The organism is Ruegeria sp. CI1 (genome assembly GCF_056536925.1).
In genome coordinates this window covers 18,515-34,478 of the sequence record NZ_JBQFQP010000014.1, presented here as the reverse complement: position 1 = coordinate 34,478, position 15,964 = coordinate 18,515, and the positions used below count along the sequence as shown (strand labels likewise).

The window sequence follows — 15,964 nt, the reverse complement described above, 5'->3', positions numbered from 1 at the left end:
GGTTTTCCTGTTAAACGGTACGGGTTGCCTGAACGATCTGTCGCCCAACGTCGCGGATCACCTGTGCCAGATCCTCAAACCATTCGGTATCCCGGGTCGCTTCCCTTCGGATCAGGCCGACGGTCCGGAACGGTTCGGGCTGGTTGAACCGTAACAGTTTCAGTTCGGGAACCGCCGAGCATTCGGATCGCAACGACAGTTCCGGCATCAAGGTCAGACCGAACCCTTCGGCAACCAGCCGCGTCAAGGTTCCAAGCGACGAGGCCCCCATGTTGATGCCGCTGCTTCGCCGGTTCTGCCCGCAAACCTCCAGCGCCTGATCGGTCAGGCAATGGCCATCCTCCAACAGCATCAGATGCGCCTTTTGCAGGTCGATCGGACGCAGCGTGTCGGGGCCTGAGGTCAGGGAAACAAGCCGCGAGGCGGAACCCGCCAAAAGAAACCGGTCCTCGAACAGGGCCGTTTCGACAAAGCCGTTGTCACCGGTTGGCAGCGCAAGAACCGCAGCGTCGATTTCACCCGACCGCAAAGCGGACAAAAGTTGTTCAGTTCGGGCCTCGCGGATCTTCACACGCAAAGACAAATCCCGTGCCCGCAGGGACGCCAGAACACCCGGCAGCAGATATGGGGCCATGGTGGGTATCAGACCCAGAGACAACGATCTGTAGCCCCGGGTCTGATCCCGCGCCAGCCGGTCAAGCCTGTCGGCGGTGACCAACACATCATTTGCATGAGCCAGAACATCGCGCCCCAAGGGCGTCAGGACAACGTCACGCGCTTGCCGTTCGACCAGCGCGCCGCCCATCAGATCTTCAAGGGCCTTGATCTGAACAGACAAAGCGGGTTGCGAGACATGGCAAACCGACGCGGCGCGGCCGAAGTTTCGTTGTTCGGCCAACGCCTTGAAATACCTGAGTTGTCTGAGCGTGAATGACATAAGGGATGATTATCAAACCCCACCATGTCCACAAGGCCAAATTATTCCTTTGCCCAGCACCGGTTTGGACAAAGGCCGGTCAACCGATCAACTGGTCGCTTTCCGCCTGCCCGTCATAGTGCCGTTTCAATCGTTGCAGCGCGATACGCAGAACGACTTTCCCCGAACGCGCCGACCACCCCATGCGTTTTTCTGCTAGCTCCAGCCCCTCAAGATAGCAGCAGCACCGCAATGCGACATCGCTCAACCCCGGCCCCAGATCCGTCAGCGCGCGCGCCACCCTGTCGCGTGCGCGGGAAGCGGCACCGGACCCTGCTTCGCCGTTCACGATTTCTCTGCCGCATCCCGCTGTCAGAAACCTGTCCCAGTTCTGAGTGACATTGGGACCCATTTGCGCCAGTTCGAAGTCTTCGCGCAAACGCTCGCCCGCGCGTACAAGAGCATCGTTGAGAAAGGGCTTTCCTTCCCGGTCACGACGTCTTGCAAGCGCGGCCAATGGGCTTTCGACAGCCGAGTACCGAACCCGACGGGGTCCTTCTTCGTTCAAGCAAGTATCACGCGCCTCATCAACCGCCTTCCGCTGTCCAATGAAACGGGCCGGCATCTCGGCAAAACCACGGTCCTTGCGCGCACGTGCCTGATTTTCATTCTCGGCCAAAAGGCTCCCCAGTGCATTTCGACCTGTTGCAGTGATATGATACCGGCTGATACGTCCGGGCTTGTCGCAAGATATCCAATCTTTCAACGCCAGACCCTGGGCGATCCTGCAGTCGACCACAGCCGTTCTCGTTGCATCGCCCGCTCCGCCATCCCGAACCACGACGGCCTTGTCCATGTCCTCGGCAACTGCCAGGACCGCCCCGGATTCACAGAGACGCCGCAGGATCCGAACCGCTTCCTGATTGAACAGGTCGGCACTTGACGTCATTTCGCGTTGCTCGGGAGTCCCCAAGGTTCGAGCGGTCGGTTCGGCTCCTTTTCTTTGGCCGAGCGTTGTGAGAGGGGGAAAGTGCTTTTCGGCCAGGGATTGAAGGGCAGCATCGACCAGGGGATCGTCGCGCCGCATTTCGATCTTTCGGATTTGACGCAGTATCGTCGAGGCATGACACCCTGCGGAACGAGCCAAATCCCTGATCGACCGTCCGGCTTCGGTATGGGCAAGGTATCGTTGCGCACCTTCTGGAACCCAAGCCGGAACGGACATTGCAGTGCTATTTTCCATGATTTTGCGCCCTCATCTACGTTGACTCAAATTTCGAATTTGCCCGCGGATTTAAGGTTAACAAAATCTACCTAGAGTTGACTTCGTTACTCGTTCGTTAAAACCACGCGGCGTCAGGTAGAATTCGTTTAAAATGATAAACACTGGTGAAACCAACGAGCGCTTGTATTCATCACGGCGCAACACCCGTTTTAGTTGTGCCATGAACGACGTCATTCCAAACGCATTCATGGAGGCACCATGCAGGACATCACCACGATTTTGTCGACCCTTCGCCGCCCTCGTGTATTGATCAGAGCAGCAAGGCACGGTGCGCAGGAGTACAACCGAAACCGGCACCTGCAAAGGATTTTGGGATATGGGACAATTCCCGGCTCGGGGGCTGCGCTTATGCGTCTGATGGATATGGAGCGGGAAGTGGATGAGCAGCGCCGGTCACGGGACACGGGTTATTCACTGGTCCACCATCTGGACCTGTTGATTGCGCTCATGGGCGAGGCGCAGCTGTACCAAGCCAGCCGCGCCCCTCAATTGTTCTAATTACATAAAGGCATCCGGCATCGACGCTTTCTTTTCCGCGACATAGGCAGAAAGCGCCTCGTGAACCGCTGGGTCCATCTGGGGCTGTTGGTAGTTGGCCAACAGGTTCTCTACCCTCTGCGATGCCAGGGCGCGCGTGTCGCGGGCGCCCTCGTCTTCCCAGGTTTCATAGGGCTTGTAGTCCAACAGCTCGGTTTTCCAGAAGGAATCCTTGAAGTTCGCCTGCGTGTGCGCGCAACCCAGATAGTGCCCGCCCGGACCAACCTCGCGAATAGCGTCCATGGCCTGAGCGTTCTCGTCATATGCGACACCTTTGGCCAGACCGTGCAGAACGCCCAGCTGGTCCGCATCCATGACGAACTTTTCGAAATCGGCGACCAGGCCACCTTCGAGCCAGCCACAGGCATGCAGCATGAAGTTCACACCCGAGAGAAGCCCCATGTTCAGCGAATTCGCCGTCTCATATGCCGCCTGTGCATCCGGCAGTTTCGACCCGCAGAACGACCCGGCCGAACGATAAGGGACGCCAAGGCGACGCGCGAGCTGACCGGCACCATAGGTGATGTGCGCGGCTTCGGGCGTGCCGAATGTCGGAGCGCCGGAATTCATGTCGATCGATGTCACGAACGCACCAAAGATCACCGGAGCGCCCGCACGAACCAGCTGCGAATATGCAATACCGGTCAGAACCTCGGCCAGAACCTGAGTCAGTGTACCGGCGACGGAAACGGGCGCCATGGCGCCGCCGACGATAAAGGGCGACACGATGCAGGCCTGGTTGTTTCTGGCATAGACCTCGAGCGATCCCATCATCACGTCATCGAATGTCATCGGCGAGTTGATGTTGGTGAGCGAGGTCATCACCGTGTTGTTCTGCACGAATTCCTTACCAAAAAGGATCTCGCACATTTCAACCGAATCCTGCGCGCGGCTTGGATCGGTGACCGAACCCATGAAGGGTTTGTCACTGAGCGTCATGTGGGCCATCAACATATCCAGATGGCGTTTGTTCACCGGAATGTCCGTCGGCTCGCACACGGTCCCGCCCGAATGGTGCAACCACTTGGACATGTAGGCGAGTTTCACGAACTTGTTGAAATCGTCCATGGTGGCGTACCGGCGCCCACCTTGCGTGTCGCGCACGAATGGCGGGCCGTAAACCGGGGCCAGAACCATGTTGCGGCCCCCGATGACAACCGATTTCTCGGTGTTGCGGGCATGTTGCGTAAATTCCGACGGGGCGGTGGAGCAGAGCTTGCGGGCCAGGCCGCGAGGAATACGTACGCGCTCACCATCCACATCGGCGCCTGCCTTACGCCAAAGCTCAAGCGCTTCCGGATTGTCGAGGAAATTGACGCCAACTTCTTCGAGAATCGTTTCCGCGTTGTACTCGATAATTTCCAGCGCTTCCTCGTTCAGGATCTCGAAGTTCGGAATGTTGCGCTGAATGTATTTCGCGGTCTCGATTCGGACTGCGGTGCGCTCGGCACGGCGCGCGGCACCGCCGCCTCCACGTGCTCTGCGCCGGGTGTTTGCCTCGGACATGAGAAGTTCCCGTTTTTGGTTAGGTTGGCTTTCATGAATATTTACAGGAACACTTGAACGGCCCGAATGTGGATAACGGCGCTATCGGGGAAAAAGCGACATCGTGTGCGTATGGACGCCAGAACGGGGCAAGAAGCACTCGACATGGCCTCGGCGCATCGCCGGAGACCGAAAAAGGATGGATGCGACCTCTCGGCAGGCAGAAGATTGTTGTCAACACCAGCCACATTTCCTAAAGCGCTGGCTATGACCCAGACATCCCATGACCGCCTTCTCATCATCGATTTCGGCAGCCAGGTGACGCAGCTTATCGCGCGCCGCCTGCGCGAGTTGAACGTCTATTGCGAAATCCACCCCTATCAGACCGTCACGATGGACTTTGTGCGCGAAATGGCGCCAAAGGCCGTGATATTCTCGGGTGGGCCGGACAGCGTGACGCGCGAGGGGTCCCCGCGCGCTCCGCAGGATATCTTTGACTATGGCGTGCCGATCCTCGGTATCTGCTATGGCCAGCAGGTGATGATGCACCAGCTAGGCGGCAAAGTCGAAAGCGGTCACGGCACTGCCGAGTTTGGACGTGCTTATGTTACGCCCGAAAACAGTCTGGATATTCTTGATGGCTGGTTCGCCGATGGCAGGGAACAGGTCTGGATGAGCCACGGCGACCACGTCAGCAAGATCGCCCCCGGTTTCGAGGTCTATGGCACATCCCCGAATGCGCCATTCGCCATAACCGCCGACGCCAGCCGCCATTTCTATGCGGTTCAGTTTCACCCCGAGGTTCACCACACCCCCAAGGGCGCAAAACTTTACGAGAACTTCGTGAAACTGGCAGGTTTCACAGGCGACTGGACGATGGGTGCATATCGCGAGCAAGCCATCGAGGATATCCGCAGACAAGTGGGCGACAAGAAGGTAATCTGCGGTCTGTCGGGCGGTGTCGATTCCTCGGTCGCGGCGATCCTGATACACGAGGCGATCGGAGACCAGTTGACGTGTGTATTTGTCGATCACGGCCTTTTGCGCAAGAACGAGGCGCAGGAAGTCGTTTCGATGTTCCGCGACAATTACAACATCCAGCTGATCCATGCAGATGAAACAGAGTTGTTCCTTGGGGAACTGGAAGGCCAGTCCGACCCGGAAACCAAGCGCAAGATCATTGGCAGGCTGTTCATCGATGTGTTCCAGAAACAAGCCGACACAATTGAAGGCGCGGAATTCCTTGCCCAAGGCACGCTGTATCCCGACGTGATCGAGTCGGTTTCGTTCAGCGGTGGCCCCTCGGTCACTATCAAGAGCCACCACAACGTGGGCGGCCTGCCCGAAAAGATGGGCTTGAAACTGGTCGAGCCCCTACGCGAGCTGTTCAAGGACGAGGTGCGCGCATTGGGGCGTGAACTGGGCTTGCCGCAAAGCTTCATCGGTCGCCACCCCTTCCCCGGCCCCGGCCTGGCCATTCGCTGTCCCGGGGAGATCACCCGCGAAAAGCTGGATATTCTGCGTGAGGCTGACGCGGTCTATATCGATCAGATCCGCAAGCACGGTCTGTATGATGAAATCTGGCAGGCGTTCGTGGCGATCCTTCCGGTTCGGACCGTTGGCGTGATGGGTGATGGGCGTACTTATGACTATGCCTGTGCGCTGCGGGCGGTGACCTCGGTCGACGGCATGACGGCTGATTATTATCCCTTCAGCCACGAGTTCCTGAGCGAGACCGCCACGCGGATCATAAACGAGGTCAAGGGCATCAATCGCTGCACCTATGACATCACCTCGAAACCTCCGGGGACGATCGAGTGGGAATAAGAGCGTTCTTCATCGATCAGAACCAGTCAAGGTACAAGCAATGAAAAACCTGTTCCGTTCGATATTCTTCAAAAAAAGGCGGTCAAAAACAACGCCGCAGGCATATGAGGGGTTATCTCGGAAAGACGCTTTTTCGAAAGTCTACAAAGACGGTATCTGGAGCGGTACCCTGCCGGATGACAGCACTTTCCATTCAGGAGAAGGGTCGCGAGACGCCACGGTCATCGCCCCTTACGTCTTGGCAGTAACTGGCCATCTGACAGACCTGGGCCCCGATGTGACGGTCGCGGATATTGGATGTGGAGATTTCAATGTAGGGAGACAAATCGCTCCATCCGCAGGCCGATATTGTGCATTCGATATCGTTCCCGAGCTAATAGATCACCTGAAAGAAACCGAGGCCACTGATCGCCTGACCTTTCATGTTCTCGATCTTGCAGAAGACCCCCTGCCTAAAGCCGACGTCATTTTAGTGCGGCAAGTACTGCAGCACCTCAGCAACGCTGACATAGCAACATTCGCTGCCAAGGTTCCGGCTATTTGCAAAAATCTAATCGTGACCGAACACCTTCCGTCGTCGCCAGATTTCAAGCCAAATATGGAGCACCAGTCTGGCCCCGGCATCCGATTGGGCATCAACAGTGGCGTGGTCTTGAGCGCACCACCGTTCAACCTTGCCGCACAAAACGAACGCGTTCTTTGCGAAATACAAGCATTTGGAGGCCGCATTCAAACAACGCTGTACGAGTTCTGAATGCATTTTGGGCATGGTAGTGGATCGGGCTTGACCTGATACCAGTTCCGGTCCCTCGTGAGTTCCGGGAGAGCGATATGCAACAGGACGGCATTCAGGTTGGCAAGGCAGCCCTTTGGATGACAGGGGCAATTGCCTCGTTTTCATCGATGGCGGTTGCCGGTCGAGAATTGAGTCTTGCTCACGATACTTTCGAAATCATGATGTATCGAAGCCTGGTGGGTGTTCTCATCGTCTCGATTGTTCTCACAGTGACCCGAAACTGGTCGCAGGTGTCAGCCCGGAGGCTGGGGTTGCATGCCGTTCGCAACACCGTTCATTTCACAGGACAGAACCTGTGGTTTTTTGCCGTAACAGCAATTCCGCTGGCGCAGGTTTTTGCCTTGGAGTTTACGCAGCCATTATGGGTGATCGTTCTGTCGCCCTTCCTGTTGGGTGAGCGGCTGACGCGAGGTCGCGCCGCTGCTGCGATCATCGGCTTTGTTGGTATTCTTGTCGTTGCACGCCCGGGTGCAACACCGCTGAGCATCGGCGTCATGGCTGCCGGGTTGTCGGCGGTGTTCTTTGCGCTGACAACGATCAGTACAAAAAAGCTGACCGGTATCGCCAGCATCGGTTGCATCATGTTCTGGCTGACATTGATGCAACTTATCCTCGGTCTGGCGGCCTCCGGATATGACGGTGCAATCGCTTTGCCTAGCTTGCAATCCGCCCCGTATCTCATCCTCGTCGGGCTGGCAGGCCTGCTTGCGCATTTCTGCATCACAAATGCTCTGGCAATCGCCCCGGCGACGGTTGTTGTTCCCATAGACTTCGTGCGCCTGCCGACGATCGCTGTTATCGGCATGCTACTTTATGGAGAGCAGCTTGATATCTGGGTTCTGGTGGGATCGCTTTTGATTTTTGGCGCGAATTATATGAACATCTGGCTGGAGAAGAGTGGCAGCAAGGCAACAGTCGCCAAAAGGTGAGAAAATCTTAACGCACCGTCAGTGATTGACGGTTCATCTTCAAGACGAATAGTTACCGAACCCACAGTCAGATTAACCTGGCGTTCGGAGGATTGCCGTTAAGCGAGTTCAGGTCGCAAATTCGGAGCAAGAGGGAGAAAATAATGAAAATCGCACTTTCAAGTGCGCTGGCGTTGAGTTTGGGAGCAACGGCAGCATATGCAGGCGGTATTGACCGATCTGGTCAGGGCGTGAACATCCTTTTTGAAGAAGGCAACGTCGTGCAATTCCGTCTCGGCTATACAAATCCGGACGTGAGCGGCACTATGCCCAACCTTACGCCGGGGCCAACCTTTGGCCAGCCGGTCGATTCCGGTAATGTTGCCAACGATTTTTTCACGCCTCATCTGGCCTACAAGCGCGAATTGAACGAACGGTTGGATTTCGCGCTGATCTATGACCAACCATTTGGCGCCGATATTGCCTATGCCGCCAATTATCCCCTTTCGATCAACCCCATTCCCGGCGGTCGTTCGGATATTCTTCGCGCGACGGCGGACACGGACGCCATCACCGCTTTGCTGCGCTACAAGTTTGACAACGGGTTCAGCGCAATCGGTGGCGTTCGCGCGCAGCGCGTCAAAGCGAATGTCGCGGTTCCGATCGCCGCCGGCTACGAGGTGAATACCAGCGCATCGACCGATTTCGGCTATGTGGTTGGGTTTGCCTGGGAACGCCCCGACATCGCGGCGCGCATCGCGTTGACCTACAACTCGGCGATCACTCATGACCTGTCGCAGACGGAATCCCTGAACCCGCCACCGGTTCCGCCCATCCCGCCCGGGTTTGTCGCCTCGTTCGATACCAACAGCGAAATCGAAACACCCCAATCCGTGAACCTCGATTTCCAGACCGGCATTGCCGCAAACACCCTTTTGTTCGGCAGCATCCGTTGGGTGGACTGGCCGCAGTTGGTCTATAACCCGCCAAACTATCCCCCGACCACCAATCTCGTCGACTACGACGACCCGACCTTTACCTATACCCTGGGTATCGGCAGGAGCTTTACCGAGCAGTTTTCCGGGGCAATCACACTTGGCTATGAGACCTCAACAGGAGGCAGCGTGTCGAACCTTGGCCCGACAGATGGTTTCTGGAGTGTCGGTGTCGGTGGCACCTATACAATGGAAAAAGCAAAGATTTCTGGCGGTGTCCGCTATACGGATATCGGGGACGCGACTGCAAATGGCGCGGGCCCAAATGCCAGGGCCACGTTCACGGGCAACAGCGCCTGGAGCGTTGGCTTCCAGATCACCTACGCTCTGGACTGACGCCCTATCAGCCCAAAAAATCGACGCCCCGTCTGAACAGCGGGGCGTTTTTTATTTCGCATGTTTCGGGTCGCACCTGATTTGGGCGCGTGGCAATACCTGGAAACCATGCAGCAGAAACATCTTTCTCCACAGGCCTGGGCCGAACTGATCCTCTTGGGGGTAATCTGGGGCGCTTCGTTCGTCTCGATCCGCATTGCACTGGATGAGGTGCCGGTTCTGACAACCGTGCTTCATCGCACATTCTGGGCCATGTGCGTGCTGTGGATGGTTGTTTTTCTTCAACGTCTTCCGTTGCCCCGAACCCCGGAGGTCTGGTTGGCCTTTCTGGTGATGGGTCTCTTGAACAACGTCTTGCCTTTTGGGCTGATGGCGTGGGGGCAACTTCATATCGAAAGCGGACTTACCTCGATACTGAATGCCACTACCGCCATTTTCGGCGTCATTGTGGCTGCTGCGCTATTTCGTGACGAACGTCTGACGCCGAGACGGGTGATCGGTGTGGTTTTGGGATTTCTGGGCGTTGCCACCGCTATCGGATTGCACAATCTTACAAATCTCGACCTGAAGAACTCGGCGCAGATCGCTGTACTTGCGGGCGCGTTTTCCTATGCCTGTGCCGGTGCATGGGCGCGTGTGAGGCTTTCACACCTTCCACCCCAAATAGCCGCCGCAGGTATGCTGAGCGGCTCAACCGCAGTTCTTCTTCCTGCGACATTGATGTTTGAGGGTGTTCCGGCTTTCGATCTGCAACCGGTTACCTGGATCGCGATCGGATACTATTCACTGGTCGCCACAGCCGGGGCTTACCTGCTCTATTATCGGGTTTTGTCGACTGCTGGCAGTGGCAACCTGATGTTGGTGACCCTCATTATCCCGCCGGTTGCAATTGTGTTGGGACTGTTTCTGCGCAATGAATCTCTTTCCCCGCAGGCATTTGGCGGCTTTGCGTTGCTGGCCGCAGGCTTGATCATCCTCAAAAAATCCGGACGTAACCGCAATTGACGCCGCCTGCCCCCCGATTTAGCAAGGGCCAAAAGGAAGGTGGGGCATGATTTACGGCTCGGCACAGGATTGGCGTCAGGCGCCGCGCAAGAAGATATTGTTTTTCGGAATGTCGGGACTGGGGAAAACCTATGTCTCGAACATTCTGCGTGATCAGGGGCAATGGTTTCATTACTCCATCGATTATCGCATCGGCACCCGGTACATGGGCGAGTACATTACCGACAATGCCAAAGCCGAAGCGATGAAAATCCCGTTTCTGCGCGATCTGCTGCTGTCGGATTCGATCTATATCGGGTCGAACATTTCCTTCGAAAACCTGACGCCTGTTGCGACCTACCTTGGCAAGCCGGGCAATCCTGCGCTTGGCGGGCTGGAGATTTCCGAATATCGCCGCCGTCAGGAACAGTTCCGTCTGGCCGAGATACACGCCCTGTTGGATACCGAGTATTTCATTGACCGGGCGCAGCGTCTTTATGGCTACCCGCATTTCATCTGCGATACCGGCGGATCGATTTGTGAATGGGTCAATCCCGATGATCCCAGAGATCAGGTTCTTTCCGAACTGTCACGCCATACGCTGATGATCTGGATCAAGGGAGATGACGCCCACACCGAAAGCCTGATCCGCCGCTTTGACAAGGCGCCAAAGCCGATGTCCTATCAGCCCGAATTTCTCAGCAGGGTCTGGGATGAATACCTGGCGGCCAATGACTGTGCCGCCGGTGATGTTGATCCCGATGCGTTCATCCGTTGGACCTATGCCCAGGCCCTGGCACATCGTCAGCCCAGATACGACGCCATGGCCAGAAACTGGGGTATTGCGGTCAGCGCCAACGAGATCGCCGCGATCCGCGATGCGTCTGATTTCGATGAGTTGATCGAGCGCACCCTTGAGAGCCGTGTCCAAGGCACCTAATTAACTGATTTCATTCTAAACGAAAAAGTCCGCACTGATGCCCATCAAGATCCCGTCCGACCTGCCCGCTTATGACGTCCTGACCAAGGAGGGCGTCATGGTCATGTCCGAAGATCAGGCAATGCGGCAGGACATCCGCCCGCTTCATATCGGTCTGCTGAATCTGATGCCCAAAAAAATCCAGACCGAAAACCAGTTCGCGCGATTGATCGGGGCCACCCCGCTCCAGATCGAGCTGAGCCTGATCCGCATGACCGAGCATCAGACCAGGAATACCGCCGCTGAACATATGGAGGAGTTCTATCGCCCTTTTCAGGAGGTCCGGGACGAAAAGTTCGACGGGTTGATTATTACCGGCGCTCCGATCGAGCATCTGGAGTTTGATGACGTCACCTATTGGGAAGAATTGCGGGAAGTCTTTGAATGGACGCAAACCAGCGTACATTCCACTTTTGGCGTGTGCTGGGGCGGTATGGCGATGATCAATCACTTTCACGGCGTCAAGAAACACATGCTGGACGCCAAGGCGTTCGGGTGCTTTCGCCACCGGAACCTTGCCCCGGCCTCTCCCTTTCTGAGAGGTTTCTCGGACGATTGCGTCATTCCCGTCAGCCGCTGGACCGAAATGAAACAAGACGAGATCGACCTGGTTCCCGCCCTGCGCACCTTGCTTGGCAGTGACGAGGTTGGACCGTGTCTGGTCGAAGACCCCGATCATCGCGCGATCTATATTTTCAATCATTTCGAATATGACAGCGATACGTTGAAACAGGAATACGATCGTGACGTGTCGAACGGAACACCGATCAACGTACCGACCAACTATTATCCGGACGACGATCCGTCCCGAATTCCGCAGAACCGCTGGAGAAGTCACGCGCATCTCCTATATGGTAACTGGATCAACGAAATATATCAGACAACTCCCTTCGATCTGGATGAAATTGGCCGTTAAACTCTTGATATCCATAGGGCTTGCAACCGCAGGCCTGACGGCGCTGGCAACTTGGCGTGCAGGCCATCTGGAGGCGCGCGCCGAGGTCGAGTTCCCCCCCGAAGGCGAATTCGTGACCGTGGATGGTGTGCGGGTTCACGCGGTGGTCATGGGCCAAGGTCCGGATGTGGTGCTGATCCACGGCTCGTCGGGCAACACGCGCGATATGACGTTTGCGCTGGCTCCGGCTTTGGCACAAAACTATCGCGTAATCGTTTTCGACCGCCCGGGGCTTGGCTATTCGGAAAGCTTCAACCCCAATGGCGAAAGCATTTTCGAACAGGCAGACATCCTGCAGAAGGCAGCGGCGCAGTTGGGGGCAGACAAACCGATTGTCGTAGGCCAAAGCTATGGCGGGGCTGTGGCCCTGGCTTGGGCCGTCAGGCACCCTGACAACATTGCGGCGCTGGTCCCCGTGGCAGCCGCATCGAACCCCTGGTCAACGCCCCTGGATCTTTATCACCGTGTCACGTCTCATCCTGTTGGGGGTAAACTTCTTTCCCCGTTGATTACAGCCTTCGTTCCGGAAACTTACATCAACAGTGTGTTTGACGCGGTTTTTTCACCGCAAGCGGTACCCGATGGCTATTTGAGCCATTTTGGTTCCGGGCTTACTTTGCGCAGAGACTCCATGCGGGCCAATGCGAGACAGCGGGCCAATCTTTTGGAGGAGATACACGCGCTCTATCCGCTTTATGGTGAAATAGCTGTTCCCACCGAAATCATCCATGGAACCGCCGACGACACCGTCGACCTTGACCTTCACTCCAACTCGCTGTCCCGTCAGATACCGGATGCCAACCTGGCTGTGGTCGAAGACATGGGACATATGCCTCAGGTGGTTTCGGTTCCCGACGTTGTCGCCGCAATCGACCGCGCCGCGGAACGTGCGGGTTTGCGTTAATCGGATTCACATCCCATAGTAAATTCCGGAAAACATTGGGAGACGCCGAATGGCCAAACCGAAAACTGGCGCGATCACCGCGTTTTTTAAGAACGATGCACCCGATGAAATCCGGAAAGCCATCGACAAGGCCGGAAAGGACGACATTCTTTCCCCGTCCTATCCGCACAAGGAGAAAATGAAGGGCAAGCATTACGACCGCGAAATGGAACTGCTGCAGATCGAGCTGGTTAAGCTGCAGGCCTGGGTAAAGGAAACCGGAAAACGGATCGCCATCATCTTCGAAGGGCGCGATGCCGCCGGTAAGGGCGGAACCATCAAACGCTTTCGCGAGAACCTTAACCCGCGCGGTGCGCGCGTTGTCGCGTTGTCGAAGCCTTCTGACGCCGAACGCACCCAATGGTATTTTCAGCGCTACATTCAACATCTTCCGTCTGCAGGCGAGATCGTGTTCTTCGACCGCAGCTGGTACAATCGCGGGGTTGTCGAGCATGTATTCGGGTTTTGCAAGGAAGCCGAGCGGGAACGTTTTTTCCGTCAGGTCGTGCCGCTGGAGCAGGGCCTGATCAACGATGGGATTCAGTTGTTCAAATTCTGGCTCAACGTTGGCCGCGCCGAACAATTGCGCCGGTTTCTCGCCCGGGAAACCGACCCGCTGAAGCACTGGAAGCTGAGCCCCATCGACATCAAGGGGCTGGAAAGATGGGATGCCTATTCCAATGCAATATCCGAAACCCTGACCCTCAGCCATGCGGAGGTCAGCCCATGGATTGTGGTGCGTTCAGACGACAAGAAACGTGCGCGGCTGGCCGCAATCCGAACCATCTTGACTGCAATCGACTATGACGAAAAGGACGATGACGCCATTGGTCCGGTCGATCGGAAAATCTGTGGAGGCCCGGAAATCTGGGATGTCTAAACGCGGCTATCACCACGGAAATCTCAAACAGGCTTTGATCGATGCAGCCCTCAAGCTGATCGAGGAAAAGGGGCCGACTGGTTTCACTTTGTCCGAAGCGGCCAAGACTGCGGGTGTCACCCCGGCAGCAGTCTATCGCCACTTCGAAGGGCGCGAAGATCTGATTGCCGAGGCGGCGCGCCAGGGTTTCGAAATGTTCGCCGACCTGATGCAATACGCCTATGACAAAGGGCAACCATCTGCTTTGGCCGCGTTCGAAGCAACGGGACGCGCCTATCTGGCCTTTGCCCGAAAACATCCGGGTCACTACATATCGATGTTCGAAAGCGGAGTATCGTTGAACCGAACCCCCGAACTCGCTGCGGCAGCCAACCGCGCCAAGGCCGTTCTGGAAAAGGCGGCGGCCGATCTGTCGCAGCACATCCCACCCGAAAAACGCCCCCCCGCCTCGATGTTCAGTGCACATATCTGGGCGATGAGCCACGGCGTGGTCGAACTCTATGCCCGAAATACGGGAACAGCATCGCCCTTTCCTCCTGAAGACCTTCTGGAAACCGGAATCGGTATCTATCTGCGTGGATTGGGCCTGATCGCGCCAGATGAGTGAATGATCACAGGGAAAGTCAAAACCGTGGGCTGGGGTGCGGCTTGCGAAGCTGGGACGTGACGTTGATCAAGTCAACGGTTCCCATTCCCTTGATATCCACCGGCCCCAAATCAGACACCTGAAACTCGTCGATCAAGGCAAATTTCATCTCTTCCGGTGCCACGATCTTCATCGGATTGGCAAAGACCTGAAGACGAGAAGCCATGTTCACGGCCGGGCCGAAAACGTCATAGACATATTTCTGGATGCCCACGACCGAACCGACGGCAGCACCTGTTCCCAACCCGATCCGCGCCCGCCATTTGTGCGGATGGCTTTCGTTACGTCGTTCCAGATACCTCAAGAAACGGGTGGCGCAATGCGCGACCGCGGTTGCATGATCCGGAGTCGGATCGGGCATGCCGGATACCGCAAGATAGGCATCCCCAATGGTTTTGATCCGTTCGCACCCGTATTGTTCGACGATCCGATCGAAAGCGGTGAAGATATCGTTCAACTCTCCCAGCGTTATCGTGGGATCGGTTTTCGCGGCAAAATCCGTGAAATCGACAAAGTCCAGCATCACGACCGAGACACTCTCGTAAAGCTGCGGGGTAACGACGCCAAAGGTCTTGAACTCTTCATATACCGATCTTGGCATCAGGTTCAAAAGCAGCCGCTCTACCCTTTCCTTCTCGCGTTCCAGTTCCCGCGTGTTCCGCTCGACCATTGTCGAATAGCTGTCGATCATGCTTTCCAGCTCACGGATTCGGGTGATGTTCTGGCATTCGACGACAAGTATTTTTTCATCCAACGAGTTGGCCAGTGAAATCGCAATCGCAAATATCAGCGTCCGCCGCTTGGGCTTGATCTGTAATTCGATCGTATATCGCAGACCATTGGTGCGGACATTATCCAGTTCCGCAGTGTCCAACCCCTGCAGGACGTCGGTCAGAGTGGCCTCTGCCTCCGGTTTTCCGAACCACTCGGCAAAGGGTTCGTTTTGAAATACAAACGTTAGATCCGAGGCACGGACCACGGCAATTCCGACACCAATCGCACGCAAAAGATGCTCGTTGATGGCGGCAATACTCATGCCGCGTCCCGGACAACAATTATGGAACGTTTGCCTTCGATGGCCGTCAATGCCGTCCTTATATCCTCTTCCGTCAAGCCATGCGCAGCCAGAGCGTTGGCAAACAGGTTGGTCATCTCGTCGAAATCAGTATGGCTGATGTTGAGATTTCGATGAACCGCCTCGATCCTCTCATCGCTGAACGAGGCTGGCCCGCCAATAAGAGAAGAGATGAATTTCGTCTGATGATCCATTAGCCGCGGCATGTCGATATCCGCGAAATAGTCCCCGATCTGGTCGGAATCCAAGGCCATCTCATAGAAAGTCATTACGATCCGGCTGATGGTTTTGAACCCGCCGTATTTCTCGTAAATTGTTTGGCTCATGCACCCTCACCGGAAAACCACTGCGCATTTAACATGGTTAGGATAGTACATAAGGCGGCTTTTGTTAAACTTTTTGAATATACGACCATTA

At 56.2% G+C, this 15,964-nt stretch carries 16 protein-coding genes; 11 read left to right on the top strand and 5 right to left on the bottom strand.

The window, feature by feature from the left end:
• Positions 1–10: 10 nt before the first annotated feature.
• On the bottom strand, positions 11–937 hold the full coding sequence (locus tag ACR0LZ_RS16370) for a LysR substrate-binding domain-containing protein (RefSeq protein WP_480750900.1): 927 nt from the start codon (positions 935–937) through the stop codon (positions 11–13).
• A gap of 79 nt (positions 938–1,016) precedes the next feature.
• Positions 1,017–2,159 carry a DUF6456 domain-containing protein gene (locus ACR0LZ_RS16365; RefSeq protein ID WP_480750899.1) on the bottom strand — a complete coding sequence of 381 codons (1,143 nt, stop codon included), beginning with the start codon at positions 2,157–2,159 and terminating at the stop codon, positions 1,017–1,019.
• A gap of 240 nt (positions 2,160–2,399) precedes the next feature.
• On the opposite strand from ACR0LZ_RS16365, the gene ACR0LZ_RS16360 reads away from it, so the two are divergent.
• Positions 2,400–2,699 carry a DUF6477 family protein gene (locus tag ACR0LZ_RS16360; RefSeq protein ID WP_480750898.1) on the top strand — a complete coding sequence of 100 codons (300 nt, stop codon included), beginning with the start codon at positions 2,400–2,402 and terminating at the stop codon, positions 2,697–2,699.
• On the opposite strand, the gene ACR0LZ_RS16355 is transcribed toward ACR0LZ_RS16360, so the two are convergent.
• Positions 2,700–4,244 carry a trimethylamine methyltransferase family protein gene (locus tag ACR0LZ_RS16355; RefSeq protein ID WP_480750897.1) on the bottom strand — a complete coding sequence of 515 codons (1,545 nt, stop codon included), beginning with the start codon at positions 4,242–4,244 and terminating at the stop codon, positions 2,700–2,702.
• A gap of 246 nt (positions 4,245–4,490) precedes the next feature.
• Here ACR0LZ_RS16355 and guaA point away from each other — a divergent pair, with 246 nt between their 5' ends.
• The 10 genes from guaA to ACR0LZ_RS16305 all read left to right on the top strand — a co-directional run bounded on the left by guaA (position 4,491) and on the right by ACR0LZ_RS16305 (position 14,433).
• Complete coding sequence (guaA, locus tag ACR0LZ_RS16350; protein WP_480750896.1) at positions 4,491–6,050, top strand: glutamine-hydrolyzing GMP synthase; 1,560 nt, start codon at positions 4,491–4,493, stop codon at positions 6,048–6,050.
• A gap of 40 nt (positions 6,051–6,090) precedes the next feature.
• Complete coding sequence (locus ACR0LZ_RS16345) at positions 6,091–6,804, top strand: class I SAM-dependent methyltransferase (RefSeq protein ID WP_480750895.1); 714 nt, start codon at positions 6,091–6,093, stop codon at positions 6,802–6,804.
• A gap of 77 nt (positions 6,805–6,881) precedes the next feature.
• Positions 6,882–7,775 carry a DMT family transporter gene (locus ACR0LZ_RS16340; RefSeq protein ID WP_480750894.1) on the top strand — a complete coding sequence of 298 codons (894 nt, stop codon included), beginning with the start codon at positions 6,882–6,884 and terminating at the stop codon, positions 7,773–7,775.
• A gap of 143 nt (positions 7,776–7,918) precedes the next feature.
• Complete coding sequence (locus ACR0LZ_RS16335) at positions 7,919–9,085, top strand: OmpP1/FadL family transporter (RefSeq protein WP_480750893.1); 1,167 nt, start codon at positions 7,919–7,921, stop codon at positions 9,083–9,085.
• 60 nt (positions 9,086–9,145) lie between these two features.
• The gene (locus ACR0LZ_RS16330) at positions 9,146–10,090 is read left to right on the top strand and encodes a DMT family transporter (protein ID WP_480750892.1); all 945 of its coding nucleotides are present in this window, start codon (positions 9,146–9,148) and stop codon (positions 10,088–10,090) included.
• Between the two features lie 46 nt (positions 10,091–10,136).
• Entirely contained in the window at positions 10,137–11,009 is an 873-nt protein-coding gene (locus ACR0LZ_RS16325; RefSeq protein ID WP_480750891.1) for an ATPase, read from the top strand.
• A gap of 37 nt (positions 11,010–11,046) precedes the next feature.
• A complete protein-coding gene (metA, locus tag ACR0LZ_RS16320; protein ID WP_480750890.1) occupies positions 11,047–11,964 on the top strand; it encodes a homoserine O-acetyltransferase MetA in 918 nt (305 codons plus the stop codon).
• On the top strand, positions 11,948–12,907 hold the full coding sequence (locus ACR0LZ_RS16315) for an alpha/beta fold hydrolase (protein WP_480750889.1): 960 nt from the start codon (positions 11,948–11,950) through the stop codon (positions 12,905–12,907). Before metA ends, ACR0LZ_RS16315 begins: the two co-directional genes overlap by 17 nt.
• A gap of 49 nt (positions 12,908–12,956) precedes the next feature.
• The gene (gene ppk2 / locus ACR0LZ_RS16310) at positions 12,957–13,826 is read left to right on the top strand and encodes a polyphosphate kinase 2 (RefSeq protein WP_480750888.1); all 870 of its coding nucleotides are present in this window, start codon (positions 12,957–12,959) and stop codon (positions 13,824–13,826) included.
• Positions 13,819–14,433, top strand: a complete 615-nt coding sequence (locus ACR0LZ_RS16305) for a TetR/AcrR family transcriptional regulator (RefSeq protein ID WP_480750887.1) — start codon at positions 13,819–13,821, stop codon at positions 14,431–14,433. The genes ppk2 and ACR0LZ_RS16305 overlap by 8 nt, the downstream gene beginning before the upstream one ends.
• Positions 14,434–14,449: 16 nt before the next feature.
• Here ACR0LZ_RS16305 and ACR0LZ_RS16300 read toward each other — a convergent pair whose 3' ends face one another.
• Positions 14,450–15,508, bottom strand: a complete 1,059-nt coding sequence (locus tag ACR0LZ_RS16300) for an adenylate/guanylate cyclase domain-containing protein (protein ID WP_480750886.1) — start codon at positions 15,506–15,508, stop codon at positions 14,450–14,452.
• The gene (locus ACR0LZ_RS16295) at positions 15,505–15,873 is read right to left on the bottom strand and encodes a group I truncated hemoglobin (protein ID WP_480750885.1); all 369 of its coding nucleotides are present in this window, start codon (positions 15,871–15,873) and stop codon (positions 15,505–15,507) included. The genes ACR0LZ_RS16300 and ACR0LZ_RS16295 overlap by 4 nt, the downstream gene beginning before the upstream one ends.
• Between the last annotated feature and the right edge of the window lie 91 nt (positions 15,874–15,964).